Source organism: Pseudomonas sp. (assembly GCF_051660785.1).
Taxonomy (GTDB): Bacteria; Pseudomonadota; Gammaproteobacteria; order Pseudomonadales; family Pseudomonadaceae; genus Aquipseudomonas.
The window spans coordinates 22,044-44,117 of sequence record NZ_JBOFQE010000014.1; the positions used below are offsets into that span (position 1 = coordinate 22,044).

Annotated in this window: 18 protein-coding genes; 6 read left to right on the plus strand and 12 right to left on the minus strand. The window is 54.0% G+C overall.

Features of this window, described 5'->3' with window-relative positions; all coding sequences use genetic code 11:
* Positions 1-19: 19 nt before the first annotated feature.
* From ACRC4F_RS03850 to ACRC4F_RS03860, 3 genes are read left to right on the plus strand one after another with little or no spacing between them, the layout of a single operon-like run.
* Positions 20-943, plus strand: a complete 924-nt coding sequence (locus tag ACRC4F_RS03850; protein ID WP_438658160.1) for a glycosyltransferase — start codon at positions 20-22, stop codon at positions 941-943.
* Complete coding sequence (locus ACRC4F_RS03855) at positions 940-1,902, plus strand: UDP-glucose 4-epimerase family protein (RefSeq protein WP_438658161.1); 963 nt, start codon at positions 940-942, stop codon at positions 1,900-1,902. The genes ACRC4F_RS03850 and ACRC4F_RS03855 overlap by 4 nt, the downstream gene beginning before the upstream one ends.
* Positions 1,899-2,918, plus strand: coding sequence for an MraY family glycosyltransferase (locus ACRC4F_RS03860; protein WP_438658162.1), 1,020 nt, complete (start codon positions 1,899-1,901; stop codon positions 2,916-2,918). Before ACRC4F_RS03855 ends, ACRC4F_RS03860 begins: the two co-directional genes overlap by 4 nt.
* Before the next feature lie 75 nt (positions 2,919-2,993).
* Here the strand turns inward: ACRC4F_RS03860 and ACRC4F_RS03865 are convergent, their stop codons facing one another.
* From ACRC4F_RS03865 to ACRC4F_RS03920, 12 genes are all read right to left on the minus strand, one after another.
* A complete protein-coding gene (locus ACRC4F_RS03865) occupies positions 2,994-4,439 on the minus strand; it encodes a hypothetical protein (RefSeq protein WP_438658163.1) in 1,446 nt (481 codons plus the stop codon).
* A 161-nt stretch (positions 4,440-4,600) separates the two neighbouring features.
* Positions 4,601-5,704: a glycosyl transferase gene (locus tag ACRC4F_RS03870; RefSeq protein ID WP_438658164.1), complete on the minus strand. Its 1,104-nt coding sequence runs from the start codon at positions 5,702-5,704 to the stop codon at positions 4,601-4,603.
* Positions 5,704-6,798: a non-hydrolyzing UDP-N-acetylglucosamine 2-epimerase gene (gene wecB / locus ACRC4F_RS03875; protein WP_438658165.1), complete on the minus strand. Its 1,095-nt coding sequence runs from the start codon at positions 6,796-6,798 to the stop codon at positions 5,704-5,706. Before wecB ends, ACRC4F_RS03870 begins: the two co-directional genes overlap by 1 nt.
* Positions 6,799-6,840: 42 nt before the next feature.
* Entirely contained in the window at positions 6,841-7,218 is a 378-nt protein-coding gene (locus ACRC4F_RS03880; RefSeq protein WP_438658166.1) for a GtrA family protein, read from the minus strand.
* 4 nt (positions 7,219-7,222) lie between these two features.
* Entirely contained in the window at positions 7,223-8,182 is a 960-nt protein-coding gene (locus tag ACRC4F_RS03885) for a WxcM-like domain-containing protein (RefSeq protein ID WP_438658167.1), read from the minus strand.
* Complete coding sequence (locus ACRC4F_RS03890) at positions 8,172-9,107, minus strand: glycosyltransferase family 2 protein (protein ID WP_438658168.1); 936 nt, start codon at positions 9,105-9,107, stop codon at positions 8,172-8,174. Before ACRC4F_RS03890 ends, ACRC4F_RS03885 begins: the two co-directional genes overlap by 11 nt.
* Positions 9,108-9,120: 13 nt before the next feature.
* Positions 9,121-10,212, minus strand: a complete 1,092-nt coding sequence (locus ACRC4F_RS03895; protein WP_438658169.1) for a DegT/DnrJ/EryC1/StrS family aminotransferase — start codon at positions 10,210-10,212, stop codon at positions 9,121-9,123.
* Positions 10,209-11,288: an acyltransferase family protein gene (locus ACRC4F_RS03900; RefSeq protein ID WP_438658170.1), complete on the minus strand. Its 1,080-nt coding sequence runs from the start codon at positions 11,286-11,288 to the stop codon at positions 10,209-10,211. The genes ACRC4F_RS03895 and ACRC4F_RS03900 overlap by 4 nt, the downstream gene beginning before the upstream one ends.
* Entirely contained in the window at positions 11,288-12,733 is a 1,446-nt protein-coding gene (locus tag ACRC4F_RS03905; RefSeq protein WP_438658171.1) for a hypothetical protein, read from the minus strand. Before ACRC4F_RS03905 ends, ACRC4F_RS03900 begins: the two co-directional genes overlap by 1 nt.
* 8 nt (positions 12,734-12,741) lie before the next feature.
* On the minus strand, positions 12,742-15,828 hold the full coding sequence (locus ACRC4F_RS03910) for a glycosyltransferase (RefSeq protein WP_438658172.1): 3,087 nt from the start codon (positions 15,826-15,828) through the stop codon (positions 12,742-12,744).
* Positions 15,825-17,105, minus strand: a complete 1,281-nt coding sequence (locus ACRC4F_RS03915; RefSeq protein ID WP_438658173.1) for an ABC transporter ATP-binding protein — start codon at positions 17,103-17,105, stop codon at positions 15,825-15,827. The genes ACRC4F_RS03910 and ACRC4F_RS03915 overlap by 4 nt, the downstream gene beginning before the upstream one ends.
* A complete protein-coding gene (locus tag ACRC4F_RS03920) occupies positions 17,095-17,916 on the minus strand; it encodes an ABC transporter permease (RefSeq protein WP_438658174.1) in 822 nt (273 codons plus the stop codon). Before ACRC4F_RS03920 ends, ACRC4F_RS03915 begins: the two co-directional genes overlap by 11 nt.
* A gap of 704 nt (positions 17,917-18,620) precedes the next feature.
* Here ACRC4F_RS03920 and ACRC4F_RS03925 point away from each other — a divergent pair.
* From ACRC4F_RS03925 to ACRC4F_RS03935, 3 genes are all read left to right on the plus strand, one after another.
* Positions 18,621-20,615: a polysaccharide biosynthesis protein gene (locus ACRC4F_RS03925; protein ID WP_438658175.1), complete on the plus strand. Its 1,995-nt coding sequence runs from the start codon at positions 18,621-18,623 to the stop codon at positions 20,613-20,615.
* A 112-nt stretch (positions 20,616-20,727) separates the two neighbouring features.
* Positions 20,728-21,063 (plus strand): ComEA family DNA-binding protein, encoded by a 336-nt coding sequence (locus ACRC4F_RS03930; RefSeq protein ID WP_438658176.1) that lies wholly within the window; start codon positions 20,728-20,730, stop codon positions 21,061-21,063.
* A gap of 198 nt (positions 21,064-21,261) precedes the next feature.
* On the plus strand, positions 21,262-22,056 hold the full coding sequence (locus ACRC4F_RS03935) for an SDR family NAD(P)-dependent oxidoreductase (protein WP_438658177.1): 795 nt from the start codon (positions 21,262-21,264) through the stop codon (positions 22,054-22,056).
* Positions 22,057-22,074 lie beyond the last annotated feature (18 nt).

Here is a 22,074-nt window from a genome sequence, read left to right on the forward strand (position 1 = left end):
CGGTACAAGCAGGAATGGTATGCCAGTAAAACATCCCAATATTGCGGTTTTGCTGGCTGCCTACAATGGCATGCAGTGGATCGAGGAGCAGTTGGTTTCCATCCTCGACCAGGCAGGTGTCGATGTCACCATCTATATCAGTATTGATCCTTCAACTGATGGAACGGAAGCCTGGTGTGCGGCGTATTCGGCCGAACACCCCAACGTTGTCCTTCTTCCTGAGGCAGGCAAGTTTGGTGGCGCGTCGCGTAATTTCTTTCGACTGATCCGGGATGTCGATTTTAGTCATTATGACTTCATCGCTTTTGCTGATCAGGACGATAGTTGGCTGCCGGACAAGTTGCAGCGTGCGACTAGAGTAATACGCAGCAGACACTGCGATGCCTATTCCAGCAATGTCACGGCTTTTTGGTCTGATGGAAAAACCCGCTTGCTGGATAAGTCGCAGCGGCAGGTCGAATGGGATTTTCTGTTCGAAGCTGCGGGACCGGGTTGTACTTATGTATTGAGCAATCGCCTTGGACAATCGCTGAAAACCGCAGTGATCGCTCATTGGGAGGCTCTGCAGCAGGTCAGTCTGCACGACTGGTACTGTTACGCCTTTGCGCGCAGTCATGATTTTCACTGGTATATCGATCCAGTGCCTTCCATGGATTATCGGCAGCATGAACGGAATCAAGTAGGCGCCAACACTGGTTTTAGCCCCTTGATTGCACGTTATAAAACGATTCATGACGGCTGGTGGTTTGGTCAGGTCCAAATGATCGCGCGACTGGTAGGGTACAGTCAGGATCCGTTTGTTCAAAGTTGGTTACCGTTGCGACCTCGGCAACTCATGAAGTTGTCCTTCAGTGCATGGCAATGCAGACGCCGTCTACGCGACAAGATCTTCTTTTTCTTTATCTGTTGGGCGACCGCATTAGTAGGGAGTAAGGCTCAATGACAGCCCCACGGGTTTTGGTGACAGGGGCGAGTGGTTTGGTCGGAGAGGCACTGGTTCTCAGATTATTGCTGGACAGCAAGTTCCAACCTGTCGCCACTGCCAGGGGGGCAACGCGCCTACATGGCTTGTGCAAGGTCGTGCCCTTCGAGTTGACTGGCGATCAGAGGATGCCAGCGCTTGATAACATACAGGTTGTAGTTCACTCGGCCGCCCGGGTTCACGTCATGGATGAAGTCGCAACCGATGCTCTTGCCGAGTTTCGCAAGGTTAACGTAGAGGGCACGCTACGTTTGGCTCGACAGGCCGCCGAGGCGGGCGTCCAGCGATTCATTTTCATCAGTTCGATAAAGGTCAATGGCGAAAGCACGTCGCCGGGACAGCCTTTCACTGCGGATGATCGACCGGCCCCCGTCGACGCTTATGGCGTGTCGAAGTATGAAGCTGAAGAAGGACTTAAACAGATTGCCCTCAACAGCGGGATGGAAGTTGTCATCATTCGTCCACCGTTGGTTTATGGTCCAGGCGTCAAAGCCAACTTTCTTAGTCTGTTACGCTGGTTGAACAGGGGCGTGCCTCTGCCATTCGGTGCCATTCACAATCAACGCAGTCTGGTTTCTATCGCCAATCTTGTGGACTTGATTGTCACTTGCCTCAATCATCCGGCGGCAGCCAATCAGACATTTCTGGCCGGTGATGGCGAGGATCTGTCTACCACAGAGCTGTTGAAACGTCTTGGTGGAGCGCTGGGGAAAAAGCCACGCTTATTACCGATTCCCTCATGGTTGCTACACATGCTTGCGGCGTTGGTCGGCAAGCAGGCGGTTGCCAAGCGTATCTGTGGTTCGTTACAGGTCGACATCGGGAAAAATCGGGAACAGCTGGGATGGATTCCGCCCATCAGCATGGACAAGGCATTACGTCAGACGGCTGACGATTACCTGGAAAAGCAAACGAAATGAATTTCTGGTGGCTGTTACTGGCGATATTCGCCATTTCCTGGCTCTTGACGTCAGTGCTTCGACGGTACGCATTGGCCCGGAGTCTGATGGATGTGCCTAATGAGCGCAGTTCTCATTCGATACCTACGCCACGAGGGGGGGGTGTGGCGATTGTGCTTGCATTCGCACTGGCGTTGCCGCTGTTGTCCGGTCTGGACCTTATTGCGAACCAAGCGTTGTATGGCGTGTTGGGCGCGGGGTTGATTGTCGCCGTTATAGGCTTCGCCGATGATCATGGGCATATCGCAGCCAGGTGGCGTCTGCTGGGGCACTTTGTTGCGGCGGGTTGGGCACTGGTCTGGTTTCAGGGGATCGGTCCGATCAGGTTTTTTGATGCACCTGTTGATCTCGGTTTGTTTGGCAACATTCTGGCTGTCTTTTACCTCGTCTGGATGCTCAATCTTTATAACTTCATGGACGGTATCGACGGCTTGGCCAGTGTCGAAGCAATCAGCGTGTGCCTGGGCATTTGTTTGATTTACTGGCATTGCGGCACGTTGGAACTGGTTTGGCCTGCATTGTCTCTTGCCGCAGCGGTAGGAGGTTTTCTGTGCTGGAATTTCCCCCCGGCACGAATCTTCATGGGAGACGCTGGCAGCGGGTTCCTCGGGGTTGTGCTGGCGGCGTTGGCTATTCAAGCCTCGTGGACTTCAAGCCAGCTGCTATGGAGCTGGTTGATACTTCTGGGCGTCTTTATTGTTGATGCGACCTGGACATTGATGCGTCGATTGATACGCGGCGATAAGGTTTACCAGGCACATCGGTCCCACGCATACCAGTTTGCCTCCCGTCGGTTTGAAAGCCACCGGAAAGTTACATTGGCGGTACTTGCTATTAATGTCTGCTGGCTTTTGCCGCTGGCGTATGTGGCGGCGAGTGATCTGTTAAGTGGTCCGATTGCGCTGGTCATTGCCTATGCACCATTGGCCGTGTTGGCCTGCAAACTGCGAGCGGGAGCGCTGGAAGCTACCGTCTAAGCGGTAGCTTCAGATTCCCTGAGCCGTTTTACTGGCTCAGGAGTCAGGCCACTCGGAAGGCCGAACTGAAGTTGATTACCACATCCCTCTATAAAGATCCGAGTAGTCGTATTGCGGGCCGGACATGGTCGTCGTCGATATAGAGAAGAACAGCATTGCCGAGACAGCCAATGCCAGTCCGATCAGCAGCCAATGCCTGCGAAGCAATGTCTTGATTGAGCCAATATCGCTACTGAAAGCCAGCGCACAATAGATTGAAAGATGCAGGGCAAGGAAGAACCTTGTTTCAATGGCCCCTGGGATAATGGCCATGACCGGAAGCAAGGTCAGAAAGGTCCAAAATACGCCCTTGGTCGTTTGCGCGGCAGTTGCCCGCTGTGTTGCGATGGTCAGAACGATGACCAGCAAACCCGAGAATAGAATCAGAAAGTTAAAAGAGGCCAGTGCGTTTTTCTTCCACGGTTGGCCCATTGTATAAACTTCACCATCGCGCAGATCGAGCCCGTTGACGATGTGCCGTCCATAGATGCCAATGAAATCTACCGGGTTTTGAAGCGCCAGTTTCAAATAGGCGCGTAAGCCAAATGGTTCGCTACCGATTTTGTTGGCAGCAAAGAGGCGCTCACCCGCTTTGTCCAGATAGAACACCCCCGCACCGGGTGATGACTTGTCGATCGACGTCTCGTAGCGCTGCAGGGTGATACCCCAGAGCAACTGGCTTGCAAACAACGAACGATTATAAGGCGATGTCGTAATCACCATGGGAGACATTGAGTTCTGATTCTTCAGGTTGATGACAACCTGCGGGATGCTGGCGATAGCGGCACCCAGGAGAAACACCAGAGTGGCAAGCACCTTGGTCCGCGCACTGTGTTTGTTGTAAACAAAAAATGCCAGGGACAGCAGCAATACACCGGCGGGAAACAGGAAGATGGTTCGAGTGTTGTAGGCGCCGTAAGCGAGAATACCTGAGAGCGTCAGCATCGCGTAGCGTTTAACGTTCGAGTCAGCGTTAGTTGAATAAAGAGCAGAGGCTGATGCTCCAATCATCAGCGCCAGGGCGGGGAGGTCGCTCAAGGTGTGAATGATTACGCCAGGGAACAATATGGCAACCAACAGGGGGGTAATCATGCGACGTAGAAAAGTGACCGTGCCGCCGAAAACTTGCAGGTAAAAAGCAGGCACCAATATGGCAAAAAAGTAGCTATAAATCAGCGATGAAATAATGCGGTAGGGTAAGAGCCCCAGCACAGGAATCGAATCGGAAACAAACCGTGCCGGCGAAAGGAGTGCCGGATAAAAATAACCTCTGATTTCTTTCGGGAAATCAAAAAGCAGGTCGGCTGCACTGAGTTTCCAGTAACCACCCGCGTCCCAAGGGAACTCGGCCACACCTTTGATTTTGTGCAAAATCATGAAAACAAGCGCTGTCAGTAGAAACGCTGCCAATCGCTGGTGTTGATCCAGCAGGCGCATAAGGCCGTTTCGCTGGATCGTCAGGTTGTGTTCAATTGTTGTCATATAACACCGTGATGAAGTTAAACGGTGTCAAGAGCATCCTGCACACCGGGTTTACTACTTTGCCATGTTGGTTGGCATGCTGATGTTTCGCCAGAAAGCACCTGTAACCTCGTACCATCTGTGAACATTCTCGCATTAGCCTTTCTCGCTTGCGGCGCCAATCAACCAATCAATTCCGAGCTATTGAATCGGGCTTCCCAGCTGTTGGCTGATTTAAAGGTTTCGGAAAATTCAGCGGTAGTCTGGTAGTTCAATGCATTGTCGACCGCTTGAGCCATCTCTGCGTGGGTGTCGCATAGGTAAACCCCATCCTGTTCACCCCTGTAGAACATCTCACCGAAGCTGGTCGATATGACCGGCAAGCCTAATGCCCGGTATTCGTAATACTTGATGGGATCTACTGACGCGGTCAGTTCATTTTTTATAAAGGGAATGACCGCAACGTCGAAAGATAACATCCTCAGCAACGCATCTTTGTGACTGCAGGGCGGGAACAACTTTAAATTGGCCGGCAGTTTTGTGTTGTGTCGGTTAAAGATCGGACCGACAACATGAACCTGATCGTTGGGGCGAGTTTCGGCCAGATGAATCATCCAATTCCAATCGAACCACGCTCCCACAGTGCCAAGATAACCAAAGATCTTGGATGGCTCTGCTCCAGGCTGGGTCCTTGCGGGGGGGAGCAGCGTAGTATCGAGTCCGTTCGGTACGAACTTGATATTTGACTTGTGCTGTTCCCACTTCACCTTGAGCTTTGTCGAAGAGGTGAATATGAGACTCACCTTATTACCGATGGCGAGTTCCCGGCGAGCCATGGCGGCTCTGGACAGCCCGTTGTAGAACGTCGGAAAGTCATCCATGGCATCGTAGACGGACGTGCAACCTTCAAGCCGCTTGAGGACTTGCAACGCCAGCACGGTAGGTTTACCAATGACCAATAGCACTTCTTCATCATGCGAGAATTCCTCTACGGCGTTGAGGAGTTCGGACCAGTAAAGAAGGCCATTGATCAGGCCGGATGCCGGAAGTGGCTCGATGGGCAAGCCTTTCGGCTTCAAGACCGTCAGCCAGGACTCATGCTCGTCATTTTCGGTTTTGTCGCTGACACCGATTTTCTTGAAGTCATCGAGGCAAGGGAAGCGGCTGGGATAAGGCTCCAGCCACAACACATCACCGCCGGTTTTTTCATGGAACCAGCGAACGAACTTTTGTGGTCGTTGGGCAAAACTTGCCCACGGCACAGGTGACAAATAAACCAGACGCATTAAGCGCAGTACTCTTTTAGCACTGCCACGATGCGTTCTGCGCCCTTGCCATCGCCATAAGGAGAAACGCCTCTGGCCATTGCTTTATAAGCTGCAGGGCTGTCCAGCAGAGTCTGGGCTTCTGTGATGATCGGCTCGTAGTTCGGACCTACCAGTTTGACCACGCCCATGTCCACGGCTTCAGGCCGTTCGGTTTCATCACGCAGGACCAGGACAGGAATGCCCAAGGCTGGCGCTTCTTCCTGAACGCCGCCGGAATCACTGATGATCAGATAGGCTTTCTTCATCGCTGCAATGAACGGTGCGTAGTCGAGCGGCTCGCACAGAATGATGTTCGGGACATTGCCCAGAACTTCATAGGCGACGTCCTTGACGTTGGGGTTCGGGTGCACCGGATAAAGAATTTGCACGTCGCTGTTGCGCTCTGCCAGCGTCTTGAGCGCACGGCATATTTCCAGGAAAGGCGCACCGAAGTTTTCTCGGCGGTGCGAAGTGACCAGGATCAGGCGTTTGCTGTCGTCGAGTTCGATATCCAGGGTCAGGTCTTTGGCGGCTGTCATCAACAAAGCATCGATCACGGTGTTACCGGTCACGGTAATGTCTTGATCCGGGATGCCTTCGCGCAACAGATTGGCTTTCGAGCTTTCGGTCGGTGCGAAATGCCAGCGAGTCAGACGACCGGCCAGTACTCGGTTCGCTTCTTCCGGGAAAGGATTCTGCATGTCCCAGGTGCGTAGACCCGCTTCCACATGACCAAATGGAATGCGGCGGTAAAAGCAGGCGAGGGCCATTGCGAAAACCGTGGTGGTGTCACCTTGAGCCAGAACGACATCCGGTTTTTCGTCGAGCAGAACCTTGTCCAGTTCCAGCAAAAGGCGTGCGGTCAGCTCGGTCAGTGTCTGGTTGGGTTTCATGATGTTCAAATCGATATCGGGGACGATATCGAAGAAGGTCATGACCTGATCAAGCATGTGTCGATGCTGTGCGGTCGCCAGAACCCGGACATCTGCCCAGGGTTGTTCTTTGAGCGCCAGAATGACCGGAGCCATTTTGATGGCTTCTGGTCGTGTGCCAACAGTACACATGATTTTCATATTGAGTCTTTCCTTTGCAAATTTTAGCGTGGTGACGACGGTCTACGTTCGGCGCAGGAACCAGCGTGTCAGCACGAAAGTAACGGGGATGGTCACGACGATGACAACCAGCGGTGCGACGCTTTGGGGAATGCCTAACCGTTCGACGAAGACACTCAGCAGCACTGCCGACAGCAAGTACTGCACCAGATACACCAGGGGGAAGGCGAAGAAGCCTTTCCAGCTGATGGGCGTCTTGAATACGATCGTTGCATTGAACCAGTACGAAAACACGATGCCGGTGGCAAATGCCAGGGCGTAGGCCACCTGATAAGGCATGATGACTTGCAGGCCGAAATACAAGCCAAAGGTAAAGGCGGTGTTGATACCGCCGCCAATTACAAACTTGATCAGGTCGGCCAGTGACTTTCGCCTCGACATCCGGTTAAACCTGTTTTTGCGATTTGATCAGTTGTACAAACTCGCCATAGTCGCGGATGTAGTCATCTGAATCGTAGTAGTCGGATGCAAACACCAACAACATGGCGTCGGCAGAGTACTTGTACTGGATTCCCCAGGTCTTCGGCGGCAGGTACAGGCCCATGTTGGGACGATCCAGGGTGATCTCTTCGCGTGTTTCGCCGTCATCCACGACGACACGAATGCTGCCTCTGACGGCAATCAGGAACTGGTGGCACTTGTGGTGAGCATGTTCGCCACGCGTATCGGCAGTCGGTACGTCATAGACCAGAAAATAGCGTTTCGGGCTGAACGGGATCTCGCGCTCGAACTCGCCTACGGACAGGCTGCCACGCAGGTCGGGAACGGCCTTGAAGGTATGCAGCGTTACGCCGTTGACATTGGTACCGGTCACCGCAGGCTTGGACGAAGCAGAAACTTTCATGCTCTCGCTGGTGTTTCCAACCGCGTCGGCGTAGCCGATGATTTTTGCCGGGTTACCAACTACGATCGCAAAGGGCGGGACAGACCGAGTCACCACTGCGCCTGCGCCTACCATAGCGTTTTCACCGATGGTCAGGCCGGGCAGGATCGTCGCGTTAGCGCCGATCGTCGCTTTGGTTTTGACGATAGTGCGCAGGAATTCATCCGGGTATTGCTTGCTGCGCGGGAAGCGATCGTTGGTGAAGGTAGCGTTGGGGCCGATGAACACGTCGTCCATGATCTCGATGCCATCCCACACCTGAACCCCGCACTTGATCGTGACGCGGTCACCGATGACCACGTCGTTCTCAATAAAGACGTTGTCGCAGATATTGCATTCGGAACCGAGACGGGCTTCAGGCAAAACGTGCGCAAATGCCCAGATCTTGGTGTCTTTGCCGATATGAGGGGATTCGCAAAGCCCGTTAGGGTGAACGAAGTACTCCGCGTTTTCATTTTTCATGATTGAAACTCTCAGTCCTCATCGGGATGGCTAGTGGTCGGGCCTTGGTGTTCTCGTAGGTACGCCACGCGTATGAGCCCACGATTCCAAGGCCTAACAGATTTGCAGCCCCGAGAAAGACGATAACGTTGATGGTCATCGCGTAGCCCGAGACGGTGATCAGTCCCAGAAGACGCGCGATGGTAACGGCGATGCCGAAGCCGGCAGCCAGAACGGTGGTTACACCGCCCAGGCGCGTGAGCAGTCGGATGGGCAGGTCAGTAAAGGCAAAGATACTGTCCATCATGTAGTTCACCTTCTTGGAGAAGGTCCAGGCCGATGTGCCATGCTCACGTTTCAGGCGGGTATAGGAAATAGTCTTGCGACGATATCCGAGCCAGAAGATTTGTGCGATCAGCGAGCTGTGCCTTTCGTCGAGAGTCAGCAGTGTGTCGCGGAAGGCTTTGTTGCAACCGAAAACATCCACGCCGCCTTCCGGTATTTCGGACACCACGTATCGACGGTAAAGGTTCCAGAAGGTCTTGGAGGCAAGGCGCGACAGGAACGGGTCATCCCGCCCTTCGCGTACCCCGAGCACAACATCGTACTGATCGGTCAGCAGTTGCGTGTTCATCTCGAGCACGAGCTCCGGTGGCTCCTGCAAGTCCGCAGCCATGACCGCAAAACGATCGCCCCTGCCGGCCCCCAGCCCCACCCGGATTGCCGGGAACGAGCCGAAGTTACGCGAAAGCAACACGAGTTGTGATTCGAAGCGCTGTTTTGGCAGTTGCTCTCTCAAGATCTCGTAGCAACGATCCGGACTGCCGTCGATCACAAAAACCGCTTCGAAATCGCCTGCTAACTTGCTGTTCAGTCCATCGATGGCGATCAACAAATCTGGCAATGAGCCTTCGTTCTTGTAAACAGGAATGACTAACGTTAGCAAGCGATGTTGCTCCTTATTGTTCGAAGTATTTTTTGACAGCTGCGATGACAGTGTCGACCGCTTCATCGGTCATGCCAGGGAAACAAGGCAGGGTCACCAGGTTTTTGCACGAGCTGTCGGTGACTTCCATGGAGCCGGCTACGCGAGGCTGGGTGTAGGCTGCTTGCCGGTGATCCGGCACCGGGTAGTGAACGTCGGTGGCAACACCTTCGGTCTTCAGAAACTCGCGCAGTGCATCGCGGTTCTGAATGCGTGCGACGTACAGGTGCGCCGCGAATGAATCGTCTACCGAGGGCAGTGCATCAAAGCCCAGGCCGGCGAAGGCCTCATTGTAACGGGAAGCGATGTCGCGGCGAGCAGCATTCCAGGAATCGAGCAGCGGCAGTTTGATACGCAGAATGGCAGCCTGCATTTCATCCAGGCGGCTGTTTTTGCCACCGGCATGACCTACGTGATACTTGGACGACCAGCCGTATTGACGCAAGGTCTTGAGTCTGGCGGCCAGTTCGTCATTGTTGGTCACAACTGCTCCCCCGTCGCCCATGGCGCCAAGGTTCTTGGTTGGGTAAAAGCTGAAGCAGGCTGCATCGCCCCAACTGCCTGCCTGACGACCGTCGGTTTTTGCGCCGTGGGATTGCGCACAGTCTTCGATCAACATCACCCCGGCTGCATGGGCCAGGGCCAGCAACTCTTTGATGTCAGCCATCTGCCCGTAGAGGTGAGTGACGATCACGCACTTGGGTTTGAGTTTGAGGGCTTCAGCCAGGGCGTCTACCGACATGGTCATGCAGGAAGGGTTGATGTCGACGTAGAGCGGTGTAGCACCCACGGCGTGGATCGCGGTGCTGCTGTAGAAACCGGCGTTGGCCACGGTCACGACCAGGTCGCCGCGCTCGACGCCGACACTGCGCAAGGCGATTTCAATGGCATCGGTGCCATTGGCCATGGAGACGCAATGACCCACTCCGACATAGTCAGCGAATTCCGATTCGAAGCCGGTGACTTCTTCTCCCAGGACATACCAGTGGCGGTCGAGAACTTTCTTGACTGCACCAAGGAAGTCCAGGTTCTTGTTCATTGCCACGTCGGAAAAGAGGGGGATCATATCGATGCTCCTTGGGTGTTCAGTTCGGAGTTAAGTGCGGGTGTGCCGCTTTTCTTGAAAAAATGCTTTTTGAGGCGCAATGCTCGTTTCTCTATCAGATGCCATGAAGCAACACCACAGGCCAGCGCGATGGCCATGGATGTCACGCAGTTCTGCGCACCGGAAAAATGCGGGAATGCCCATGCAGTGAATTGTTGGGCTGGCCAGCCGTACAGGTAAACGCCGTAGGAGTAGTCGCCCCATTTGTCCATCCAGGCAAATTGCTTGAAGAAGCTCACCGAGCAGAAAAAAGTGACCATCAACAGGATGTAGCCAAATGGAAATCTGTCCGTGTTCAGCGTGATGCCCGCCAGAAACAGGGCGATCAACAAAAAGTACGGGCTGACAGGCACGCTTTCTCTGTTGAGGTACAAAAAAGAGCCTATGTAAAAGAACAGCGAAACATGCAGCAGCGTGGTCCCCTGAAGAGAGGTCGGAAGCCAGGTCTTGTCAGACCAGATAGCAACGATGACCACGAAAAAGAGGGTGTTGAAAAGCGCACGGCTGCGCATCAAGCCGATGAGATAGACGCCCAGGACCGCTATATAAAGCCAGACTTCGATGACCACTGACCAGATCGATCCATTGACTGCCTGGTTCGGATTCTGTGTGAACACCCCAGGCAAGAAAAAGCCGCCCTGATAGGTCAATGCCAATCCCTTGAAGTACTTCCAGGTATGGTCATCTACTAGGTACTCGGTCAACGGCAGGGTAGTCACGATGCCGCCAAGCACAAATGTGACCAGCACCAGATTCACCCAGAGCGCCGGGTAAATCCTCAGCACGCGCGATACAACGTAGTTCCTTACGCCGCTGTTCAGAATACTGGCAGTGACAAGGAAGCCGCTGATCAGGAAAAACAGGTCAACTGCCACGCCGCCAGCAAACGCGTACCCCGTCGTCACTACAATCCAGTCAGGCGTAGCGCCGGGCACGATAGCCGTGGTGTGACCGTAGATTACGGCCAGCGCTGCAAGCAGGCGAATAAAGGTCAGGTTGTTACTTTTACCAACAAAAACATCTGCAAGTGTACGCATCACTCGGTCCCTGCAATCGAAAGTTTCAGGCAGTTTGCAGTCGCTTCGGTGTCTATCAGCACGACTCGACCTTTGGAGGACACGGCGCCTTGTTGCAAACCTGGATAAAGCGGCGAGGTCTTGTCGATGACGATATTCCATACCGTATGCAGACCCATCACCGTGTCCAGATACTGTCCACTGTGCATATACCAGGGCGAGAACGCATTCGCCCCATACACACAAACAGAGGGTGCAGCATTGATGGCAGCCTTGTTTTCTTCAAGACGCTTGAAGACCTTGGCGTTGTCCGATCCCACTGCGTCATACCAATGAGCGACGCTGAGCCGTCCTGGTGTATCAACGACATACAGCGGAACGCAGAGTGCTGCCAGCAAGGCGCAAGCCAGATACGCGCGCAGAGCGGGTGTCGTGCTCGTTTTCATCACCTCTGCGAGCGCGACATACACCGAACCAATGATGAATGGCAGCCAAATCAGTTCGTAGTAAGCATTAACGTGGTTGGGCAGCACAGAATACGGGGCGATGAGCGTCAATGCCGCACCGATGACGTAAAGCGTTTTAGGCACTGTCCTGTCGCGCAGCATCACGATCAACGCCACGATGCTTGAAAAGATCATCGCCAACGCAATGATCTTGCCGTGAATCAGCATTGCCGGATGTCCGGCACCCGTCAGGTAACGCCAGACTGTTGTCGCGACGCCGGTCGGGGAGGTGTCGATGAAATAAGAGGATTGCGCGTCGCTGGCTCCCAGGAAGCTCGAAGCCGCCAGGAATTTCGCGCCCGCCACCATCAACAACGACACCGCCAGGCCGATCAGGCCCGTCAGGATCCGCTTTTTGATCGGTTTCCCGGACTTGAACAGGACGTAGGCAAAAGAAAATACGTAGAACAGGATGAAGTCTTCTTTCGCCAGTGTGGACAACAACAGAAACACCACGGACACGTAAAGCCAGGTGTCATTTTCTTCGCGATCGTCCTTGAACAGGAAGTAGACCGCAGCAAGCCCCAGGCAACCCGACATCATGTGGGTCACCATCCCTGTGTATCGGGCGTACTCGGCAACGATCGGGCTCGAGAGCGATGCGATCGCGAAAAGCAGAAGGGTTATCCAGTATTGGCGAGGCTGCATGACCTCAATCAGGATTTTCCAGCACAGGAACACGTACGTGGCGGTAAAAATCCTGACAGCCCAAATCAACCAATCCGGTCCCATCGAGGAAAACACGAAGATCAGCCAGGTCGACAATGGGCGGATCCACGACCACGCCAGTCCGCCGGCCGCGGATGAGTAATTAGTGTAATCGTCGTGGTGGACCGGAACGGAGCTCGGCAGGAAATCCGAAACGGAGTAATAAGCCATCAAATAGAAGACGGCTGAAATCAATGCAAATGAAAGGATATTCAGATGCCTTGAAAGCAAGGGGGTGGACATCGAGTTCATTGACTCACTCATTTCTTCTCTACGTTCTTGTAAGTGTGTGGAGTCCACGTGCCCCATTTGGCCTCATAGGTGGCTTTGTTTTGCTCGAACAGTGCCTGACGATCTGCGCTTCTGAGCTTGTTGAAAGAGGCGGACAAATGGTGGTGAATGAATACGTCTTCGGCACAGGCAATGCTCAGGCCAATCTGCTCGACCCGGCGGCAGTAATCGTCATCCTCAAAGAAACCACGGCCAAACGCTTCATCCAGCGGTCCGACGGTTTCATAGGTTTGACGGGAAAACATCACGCAGAAGAATGCCGCGGTCTGAATGTTCTGCAGTTTGCCGATATGGCTGTGTGTGTACTTCGCCGACTCCACCAGCATTTCATCCATGCTGTCGTAGCTGATCTGGATCTTGGCTTCGTTACCGATGTTGTTGGTGACAGGGCCGATGATGCCAATGGACTTGTTTCGCTCGAGATGGCGATAAAGGGTGCGGACCCAGCCGGGTGTAACAAAGGTGTCGTTATTGAGTAGAACCAGATACTCACCATCCGCGATGGCCAGACCCTGGTTGTTGCCGGCGGCGAAGCCCCGGTTATCCTCGTTAAGGATGATTTTGCGGTTGGTGCCCTGGCTGACCCACTCTTTGAGGAGCGCCGGAGAGCCATCGGCCGAGGCATTGTCGACGACAATGATCTCGAGGTTTTCGTGATTGGTGTGTTCGTCCAGGCTGGCCAGGCAAGCCTTGGTCAGCTCGATGTTGTTGTAGGTCACCACAATCACACTGACGCGAGGCACTGTTCGCTCGAGTTCGATGCGCTTGATCATTTGTTCGGCGCGATGACCCCAGGTCTGGTTTCTGGCGAACTGTTGGCGAGCGGGTACACGCTCCAGCGAGTCCACAGCGTTCAGCTCTTCTCTGATCGCGCTGATGAAGTCTTCGGTAGTGGGAGCGGCATGCACCAGGTTCTCGAACTGCTTGATTTCCGGCAGGTCGACGGAGACTACCGGTTTACCTGCGCTCAGGTACTCATAAACCTTGACCGGGTTCGTGGCCAGAGTCAGCGGGATGACCTGGAATGGCAGAAGGCAAACGTCGAATGCATGCAGGTACTTTGGCAACTCGCTGTACGGCATTTCACCGGTGAAGGTCACGTTGCTCAAGTGCGCCAGTTTCGCGCGAGCACCTACGGTGTCGGCACCAATCATCAGAATGCAGTGTTCCGGGAACGCCTTGGCGACATTTTCCAGAAGCGTCAGGTCGAACCATTCGGCGATGGCACCGTAGTAACCGATGATCTTGCGCTGCTGCGGATCGACGTAAACGTCGGCAGGACGAATCGCGAAGTGGTCGAACTCGCCAGCGTTGCGGATCAGTACCCGATTCTGCGTATGTTGCGAAACGATTTCATCCAGCCAGGTGGACGTCGTGATCGTGATGTCGGCATTGCGCATAAGCGCTCGCTCGATCGACAGCACTTCTTCGGAGACATTACCGAAACCTTCATGATGGTCCATGCAGTCGTACACCAGCTCGCTGTCTGGAAGCATGGCGGAGGTTTCATACCAGAATGGATGCTGGATAAGCGACACTATCTGGCGTGTATTGGCCCAGTCCAGTACTTGTCCGATCGAGCCTTTGAGTTGGTCGGCAATATCCACGCCCGGTGCCGTGGTATAGATCACCGGAGCACCTTTGGCGTACAGGTTTATCTGAAACAGACGGCCATGGGTGTCCAGTTGTTCAACGTTGAAGCCAGGGCGCGGGTCGTCCACCAGATTCACCGAAACATAAAACACCCGGCGACCCGCACCCGCCAGCGCCTGGGCCAGCTGCTGCGGCCGTTGGTGGCGGAAGTGCCAGTCAATGACGCCCCAGAAAATGTAATCGGCAAGACCCTTCTCCTGCGGTGCAGGGCGGAGCGCCGGTAGGTCGAACTGATTGCCGCTCAGTATTTGGCTCTTTACAGCGGAAATCGGCGCTTCAACGACGGTCGAATAGGACTGGCGCAAGGCTTTTTTCACGGCATCAGGCAGTGGCAACTTGTGATAGATGCTGCGGAGCCGGTTCTTCAGTGCGCGTTTGTCACCCGCCGTGAGGCCATGACGGGTCACGCGAACGGCCAGGCGCAGCGGTTTGGTGATCTTCCAGGAATGGCTGTCCACGACCTGCTTGTACTGTGCCTCGACGAACTTCAACTGGTCAAACGTCACCTTGTTGGCTTCCACGATCGCCTGATTCGCTTCCTGGCTTGCCGCCGTTGCGGCTTGGGCAGTGACCAGTGCCGCCTGGGCGGTAGCCAGTTCGGCCAGTTTACTGTCCATGTACGCGCGGACTTCCTTGAGTTCGCTGTTCTGTGTCTCGATGTGTTGGCGAAATGATGCCACTCGAGCCGTCATTTCTTCCGAGAGGGCGCCATCTTTCTCGATGTGGAAGTTCTTCAAAGACAACTGTGCACTTTGCTGGTTGGCCAGGTTTGCATAGACAAGGAGGATCTGCTCGCCGCGCCAGTAGTTCGGCTCGTCTTTCGAGGTGTCGACGATGCTGCTGTGCATCAGGGCCCAGTTGCCGAAGTGCGCGGGTACGTTGCCAAAGTCGAACGAGTAAAAGTGCTCGTCGATCAGGTCCTGCTCTCTGAATGGCAGAAGCAGCACGATGAATTTTTCAGCTTTGTGGGATATATGCTTCAGAACCTCCCAAGGTGACACGAAGTGCTCGAGCGTATTGGAGGAAAAAAGAATATCCCAGACCGCGCTGGAGCTTTCGGTGAAAAAGTCATCGCAGAGAAACCTGCATTCCGGATACGCAGCGCTGGCCTTGGCGATCGCTTCGGATGAAAAGTCCACGCCCACCAGATTCGGCAGGTTGAGGCGTTTTGCCAGGTTCTGGGTACCATCGCCCTGGGCGCAACCCCAATCACACATTGTCAGGTTCTGCTCACTGATCAACGAAGTGAGCCACGATGGAATGTTATTGGCCGCTACGTCGCTGAAAAAAATACTCTGCTCTCGGCCGAAATTCTCTTCCCAGTCGCTGGAGAAGCGATTGTCCCAGTAAGCTTTGGAGTTGACTTCACCAGTTTCAATTGCGTCGTCTGTAGGTTTTTTCATGGTGTAAGTGCTCCTTTACTCACTGCATTATTTTCAATGGCGATCGAGATTCTAGGCATGAACAGCCCTGAGGCATTGCTGATAAAAGAGGAAGAGAAGTACTGCGCGCCTTCCAGGTATTCGTAATAGTGAATCGACGCCGACGTTCTGTTTTCAATGGCTGCCACTAACAGATAGTCACCCGAGCACAGGTAGTTCTCGACCTCGAAGCAAACTTCCTGACCCTCACCGTTATCATCAGAAAAAGTCAGCTTTTCATTCCAGGTGCTACCGACAATAAGGTCGCTGCCCGAAAGGTTCTTGAGGGAAAACGACACCGAAAGCCCTTCGGTCGACTTCAACTGGTGCGTGTGAAATCTGATTTTTACAACCATTTTTTCATGGTCGGTGAACAGGTTTTTTCTGATGCCGCGCTCGTCGTAAATTCCGGCATCTTCGATGAGACCGATGTGCGAGCCCCAATGATTGATAGGCTGTTGGGCCTTGCGCGGTTCAGGTACTGCGTCTGGCAAGATGGCGTCGCTCACGTTCTCCGGCGAGCGATCGAACAGGTGCTCGGTGTATTGCGCGGTGATAGGAAACACCTCGCCAAGTGCGCGAACGATGCCTTTGTCCAGCCAGAGGGCCCGGTCGCACAAGGTGCGCACCGCCGCCACGTCGTGGGATACAAACAGAATACTGACGCCCGACTCTTTCATTTGCTTGATACGGTCCAGGCATTTGGCCTGGAAGCGCGCATCACCCACCGAAAGGGCTTCATCGACCACCAGAATGCTCGGCTTGGTATGCACTGCGACAGAAAACGCCAGGCGCACATACATGCCGGAGGAATACGTCTTGACGGGTTGATTGATGAACTCGCCAATTTCCGCAAATGCTTCGATGTCTGCGTACGTCGCATCAATCTCTTCCAGCGTCAGCCCCAGGATGGCGGCATTGAGGTAAACGTTTTCCTTGCCAGTGAATTCGGGATTGAAGCCCGCGCCCAATTCCAGCAGTGCTGCAACGCGGCCGCGCACCTTGATCTCGCCAGAACTTGGATTCAAGGTGCCGCACAGCATTTGCAGGAGGGTCGACTTTCCGGAGCCATTGCTCCCGATGATGCCGACGGTTTCACCCGCGTGAACTTCGAACGAAGCGCTTCTCAGCGCCCAGAACTCGCTGAAGTATTTACGCTTTCCACGGAACAGCATTTGCAGCAGACGCTTGTGCGGCTTGTCATAGACTTCGTAGCATTTGCTGAGGTTTTCGACACTGATGGCCGGTTCAGAGTACATCGGCGAACCCCTTGCGAGTCTTTTGGAACCATGCAAAGCCACACCACGCCACAATGGCGCCGGTGATAAACATGATGCACCAGACCTTGAGGTCAGGTACCTGACCGAAGATCAAGACATTGCGACTTTGCTCAATGATGTAAGCCAGCGGATTGATCCGGATCCAGAATTGATATTTTTCAGGCAGCGCGGTAATGGGGAAGAATACCGCGGACATGAACAGCATCACGGTTGTAAACATCACTGTTATCTGGCTGATATCACGCAGATAGACGCCCAGTGACGCGAACAACCAGCTCATACCCATAATGCCGAGAAACAACGGCAAGACGACGATGGGGAGCAACAGTGCAGTTAAAGGAATACTGTGGTTAATGATCAGTTGGGCAAGTAGTAATACGACCAGGCTGATGGCGGCATGGAACAGTGCGGAAGTAAATGCCACCCAAGGCAGCACCTCAAGCGGGAACACCACTTTCTTGACGTAGCTGACATTGGATGTAATCAGCCCCGGCGCTCTGTTGACGCATTCGGCGAACAAACCATGAATGAAAAGACCGACAAAAAGAATGATTGCGAAGTCGGTTTTGCTTTCGTCCGGTGAGGCCCCCCAGCGAGCCTTGAACACGACTGAAAAAACAAACGTGTAAATAATCAGCATTAATATGGGGTTGAAAAAAGACCACGACAAACCCAATGCAGAGCCGCGATAGCGCCCGAGTACTTCGCGTTTACTTAATTGCATTATTAAACGCTTGTTGCGCCAAAAGCTGCTTATCATTTCTATAGGGTGTGTAGAGTAATTTTGCATCAGTAGTTTGACTCGACTTCTTGTGCAGGTGGTCTATTTACGTTCGAACCCGGCAGCGCGGGGAGTGTCATTTGTCGGGCAAGATAGTAACCAGCCTGCAAATCCATGCTTGTACGAATCCATGCATTTTTCGCCTTGAAAGGGTTGATCGCCATGCTGCTCAACGGCTTGGCCTGACCCGTGAGCCCAACGTCTCAACCGCGCCGCGTATGGTATCGTATTGAGTGATGCTATTTCACCCTGTAATCACCGTTTTCCCGGCCTTTGCTCGCTTGCGCGCACGGCGGCGTCTATTGTCACCCTGACAGGGCGTTTTACCGCGATCCACAACCGGTCACGGTGCACAGGCGAGTTGCCCACCTGAACCACTAGTAAGTGCTCCGATTGCGTCTCGAACTGTTTCATTTATGAAACTGTAAGGGGCGATTACGGTTGCGATTCTCTTTATAGGTGTGGGGGAGAGTAATTTGAATGCGAATTTTTGCGCCGGTGGGGCAATCTTCATGAAGTTGCCGGCAACGTTGGCCCCGTTGAGTGGTCTGACAGAAGCATGGCTGCGGGGTGTTACCGTCCAGATGACAATCATTTGCAACACGCTGCCTTTGGCGTATTTCCCAAAATTTTGCATCGCCGAGCGTTTACATTTACGTACAATCACGCATCGGATTTGCAAGGGGGGCATTGTCGGGAACGACTAGATATTTATGGACAAATTTAGAGTTTTTTTACTGAGCCTGCCCCGTCGGCAGAAGAGGCTTCTGCAGGTGGCGACGGACTGCCTGCTGGTTTGGATCGCACTCTGGCTGGCGTTTATCGTTCGTCTGGGCATAGACGATATGTACAACCCTTTGCGGGTACATTTTTGGCTATTTGCCAGCGCTCCCCTTGTCGCTATTCCTCTCTTTATTCGTTTTGGCATGTATCGCGCTGTCATGCGATATTTCGGAAATGATGCCCTCATTGCCATCATCAAGGCCGTCAGTCTGTCCTCGCTGATCCTGGCAGTAGTCGTTTACTGGTACAGCAACCACGAAGCGGTCGTTCCTCGCTCGATCATTTTCAATTACTGGTGGTTGAGCCTCGTCATCATTGGTGGTTTGCGTCTTTGTATGCGCCAGTATTTCATGGGCGACTGGTTCACTGCCGCTCAGCACGTACCTTTTACCAGTCGCGACGACGGGTTGACCAAGGTGGCGGTGTACGGGGCGGGAGTGGCGGGCAATCAGCTGGTCGCGGCATTGCGCATGGGGCGGGTGATGCGGCCCGTGGCCTTTATCGATGATGATTCAAGCATTGCCGATCGCTCGATTTCCGGCTTGCAGGTTTACAAGCCAAAGCATATTCAGCAGATGATCGAAGTGACGGGGGCGCAGGAAATCCTGCTCGCACTCCCTTCCTCCACGCGTGCGCGGCGCCGGGAAATTCTCAATTTGCTCGAAAGCTTCCCGCTACATGTGCGCAGTGTCCCCAACTTTACCGACCTGGCCAGTGGCAGGGTGAAAGTCGAGGATATCCAGGAAGTCGACATTGCCGATTTGCTGGGGCGCGACGCAGTTCCGGCACAACCGGATCTGTTGGAGCGCTGTATCAAAGGAAAAACGGTCATGGTCACCGGCGCGGGTGGTTCCATCGGTTCAGAGCTCTGCCGGCAGATCTTCCTGCTGGGGCCCACCACGTTGTTATTGTTCGACCACAGTGAGTTCAACCTTTACAGCATTCTGTCGGAACTGGAGCAGCGCGCGTGTCGGGAATCGGTATCCGTGCATTTGTTGCCCATTCTCGGGTCCATCCGTCAGCAGGACAAGCTGCTCGCCGTCATGAAGGCTTGGCGCGTAGACACGGTTTATCACGCAGCAGCGTATAAACATGTGCCCATGGTCGAGCACAACATCGCTGAAGGCGTTCTTAATAACGTGATCGGGACACTCAACACTGCTCAGGCGGCACTTAAATCCGGTGTCGCCAACTTTGTGTTGATTTCCACTGACAAGGCGGTGCGTCCGACCAACGTCATGGGTAGCACCAAGCGTCTTGCCGAATTGACTCTTCAGGCCCTGAGCCGCGAAATTGCGCCCGTTCTGTTCGGCGACAAGGCCAACGTATCACGTGTCAACAAAACCCGATTCACGATGGTGCGTTTCGGCAATGTGCTGGGCTCGTCGGGTTCAGTCATCCCGCTGTTCCACAGTCAGATCAAATCCGGTGGGCCGTTGACGGTGACCCACCCGAAAATCACCCGATATTTCATGACCATCCCCGAAGCCGCGCAATTGGTAATTCAGGCGGGCTCTATGGGGCAGGGCGGCGATGTGTTTGTTCTGGACATGGGCGAGCCAGTGAAGATCGTCGAACTGGCAGAGAAAATGATCCATCTTTCCGGCTTGAGCATCCGTTCGGAAAAGAACCTGCAAGGAGATATCTCCATCGAGTTCACCGGCCTGCGCCCAGGCGAGAAGCTTTACGAAGAGTTGTTGATCGGTGACAACGTATCGGCCACTCAGCATCCGATGATCATGAGCGCCAACGAAGACCATCTGCCGTGGGATGTCCTCAAGGGACGTTTGACTGAGTTGCTGGTTGCCGTTGATCAGGACGATTACTCTCGCGTTCGCCAACTCCTGCGCGAAACCGTCAGCGGTTACACACCCGACGGCGACATCGTCGACTGGATTTACCAACAACGGCGCCTCGAACCCTGATTGTTTCACATCCTGCAACAGACACACTTTTGACAGTTCCACCACATCGCCTAAGTTTGGAGAGCAGCTTCGGAAAAGCTGCTTTCTCAACCGATGTTATGGAGCTTCATTTATGCGTACTGGTTATTTCTACTCTCTGGTTTTCGCCCTGCTGACTAGCGCCTCTATTGCTGCGATCGCCGCACCTGCGGCAAAACCGGAGGCTGGCAACGCACCCATGGTGCTGGAAATTGCGCCCATGGCGCAGTCAGGCAAAGTCGATCTCAATGGAGCGGATGCACCCACGCTGCAACGTGAGCTCTCCGGTATCGGGGAGGCCAAAGCCAAGGCTATTGTTGCTTATCGTGATAGTAATGGGCCGTTTTCGTCCGTTGACGAGTTGCTGGAAGTGAAAGGGATCGGCAAAGCGATCCTTGATAAGAACCGTGAGAAGCTGGAAGTGAACTAAGCTTTTAGATCAACGCCAAGAGGCCGGTCAGTGACCGGCCTTTTTTGCATTTGGCGTAAGGGGCAGTGTCGTGCCTTTTATCGGGTCATGAAAAATTACGGCTATCATATTGCCTTAAAATTATGCCTATAATAATTTCTGTATCCGCTGAAGCGCTTGTGCGCTCATCTTCCTGACGACCTTCCAAGGAGCACGCTCATGAATTCTGTCCAGACCCAAGGTACAGCCCTCGTCACCGGTGCTTCTTCCGGTATCGGGGCGATTTACGCCGAGCGGTTGGCGGCGCGTGGTTTTGATTTGTTGCTGGTTGCCCGGGACGAGGAACGGTTGCAGGCGGCGGCGAGCAAGTTGCGCGCCGAGCATGGCATCCAGGTGGAAGTGCTCAAGGCAGACCTGACGCAAAAAGATGATGTTCTAAAGATTGAGCAGCGCCTGCGCAGCGATTCAAGTATCAGTCTGCTGCTGAACAACGCCGGTGTCGCGGCGGATGGCCTGTTGGCAAATTCCGACATGGACCAGCTGGAAAAACTGATTCAACTGAACGTCACCACCGTCACTCGGCTGGCATCGGCAGCGGCCGCCAGTTTCGCCAAGGCGGGCCGGGGGTCGATCATCAATATCGCCTCGGTCGTGGCGTTGTTTCCCGAGCGATTCAACGCGACTTACAGCGCAAGCAAGGCTTATGTGTTAAGTCTGACTCAGTCGTTGAACGCAGAACTGGACGGAACCGGCGTCAAGGTCCAGGCCGTGTTGCCAGGCGTGACACGCACCGAAATCTGGGAACGCTCCGGTATCGATGCCTCCCAGATTCCCGCAGACATGGTGATGGAAGCGGGGGAGATGGTCGATGCGGCACTGTCGGGTCTGGACCAGGGTGAGCTGATCACCATTCCTTCGTTACCGAACGCCTCCGACTGGGACGACTTTGTGAAAGCCCGCCTGGTCATGGCCCCGAATCTTTCCAAAAGTACGGCCGCCGCGCGTTACAAGTGAGGCGCCTTTAATCGGCTT

Coding starts and splice junctions, on each gene's coding strand:
- ACRC4F_RS03850 (WP_438658160.1), top strand. CDS start 20: ATGCCAGTAAAACATCCCAATATTGCGGTTTTGCTGGCTGCCTACAAT.
- ACRC4F_RS03855 (WP_438658161.1), top strand. CDS start 940: ATGACAGCCCCACGGGTTTTGGTGACAGGGGCGAGTGGTTTGGTCGGA.
- ACRC4F_RS03860 (WP_438658162.1), top strand. CDS start 1,899: ATGAATTTCTGGTGGCTGTTACTGGCGATATTCGCCATTTCCTGGCTC.
- ACRC4F_RS03865 (WP_438658163.1), bottom strand. CDS start 4,439: ATGACAACAATTGAACACAACCTGACGATCCAGCGAAACGGCCTTATG.
- ACRC4F_RS03870 (WP_438658164.1), bottom strand. CDS start 5,704: ATGCGTCTGGTTTATTTGTCACCTGTGCCGTGGGCAAGTTTTGCCCAA.
- wecB (WP_438658165.1), bottom strand. CDS start 6,798: ATGAAAATCATGTGTACTGTTGGCACACGACCAGAAGCCATCAAAATG.
- ACRC4F_RS03880 (WP_438658166.1), bottom strand. CDS start 7,218: ATGTCGAGGCGAAAGTCACTGGCCGACCTGATCAAGTTTGTAATTGGC.
- ACRC4F_RS03885 (WP_438658167.1), bottom strand. CDS start 8,182: ATGAAAAATGAAAACGCGGAGTACTTCGTTCACCCTAACGGGCTTTGC.
- ACRC4F_RS03895 (WP_438658169.1), bottom strand. CDS start 10,212: ATGATCCCCCTCTTTTCCGACGTGGCAATGAACAAGAACCTGGACTTC.
- ACRC4F_RS03900 (WP_438658170.1), bottom strand. CDS start 11,288: ATGCGTACACTTGCAGATGTTTTTGTTGGTAAAAGTAACAACCTGACC.
- ACRC4F_RS03905 (WP_438658171.1), bottom strand. CDS start 12,733: ATGAACTCGATGTCCACCCCCTTGCTTTCAAGGCATCTGAATATCCTT.
- ACRC4F_RS03910 (WP_438658172.1), bottom strand. CDS start 15,828: ATGAAAAAACCTACAGACGACGCAATTGAAACTGGTGAAGTCAACTCC.
- ACRC4F_RS03915 (WP_438658173.1), bottom strand. CDS start 17,105: ATGTACTCTGAACCGGCCATCAGTGTCGAAAACCTCAGCAAATGCTAC.
- ACRC4F_RS03920 (WP_438658174.1), bottom strand. CDS start 17,916: ATGCAAAATTACTCTACACACCCTATAGAAATGATAAGCAGCTTTTGG.
- ACRC4F_RS03925 (WP_438658175.1), top strand. CDS start 18,621: ATGGACAAATTTAGAGTTTTTTTACTGAGCCTGCCCCGTCGGCAGAAG.
- ACRC4F_RS03930 (WP_438658176.1), top strand. CDS start 20,728: ATGCGTACTGGTTATTTCTACTCTCTGGTTTTCGCCCTGCTGACTAGC.
- ACRC4F_RS03935 (WP_438658177.1), top strand. CDS start 21,262: ATGAATTCTGTCCAGACCCAAGGTACAGCCCTCGTCACCGGTGCTTCT.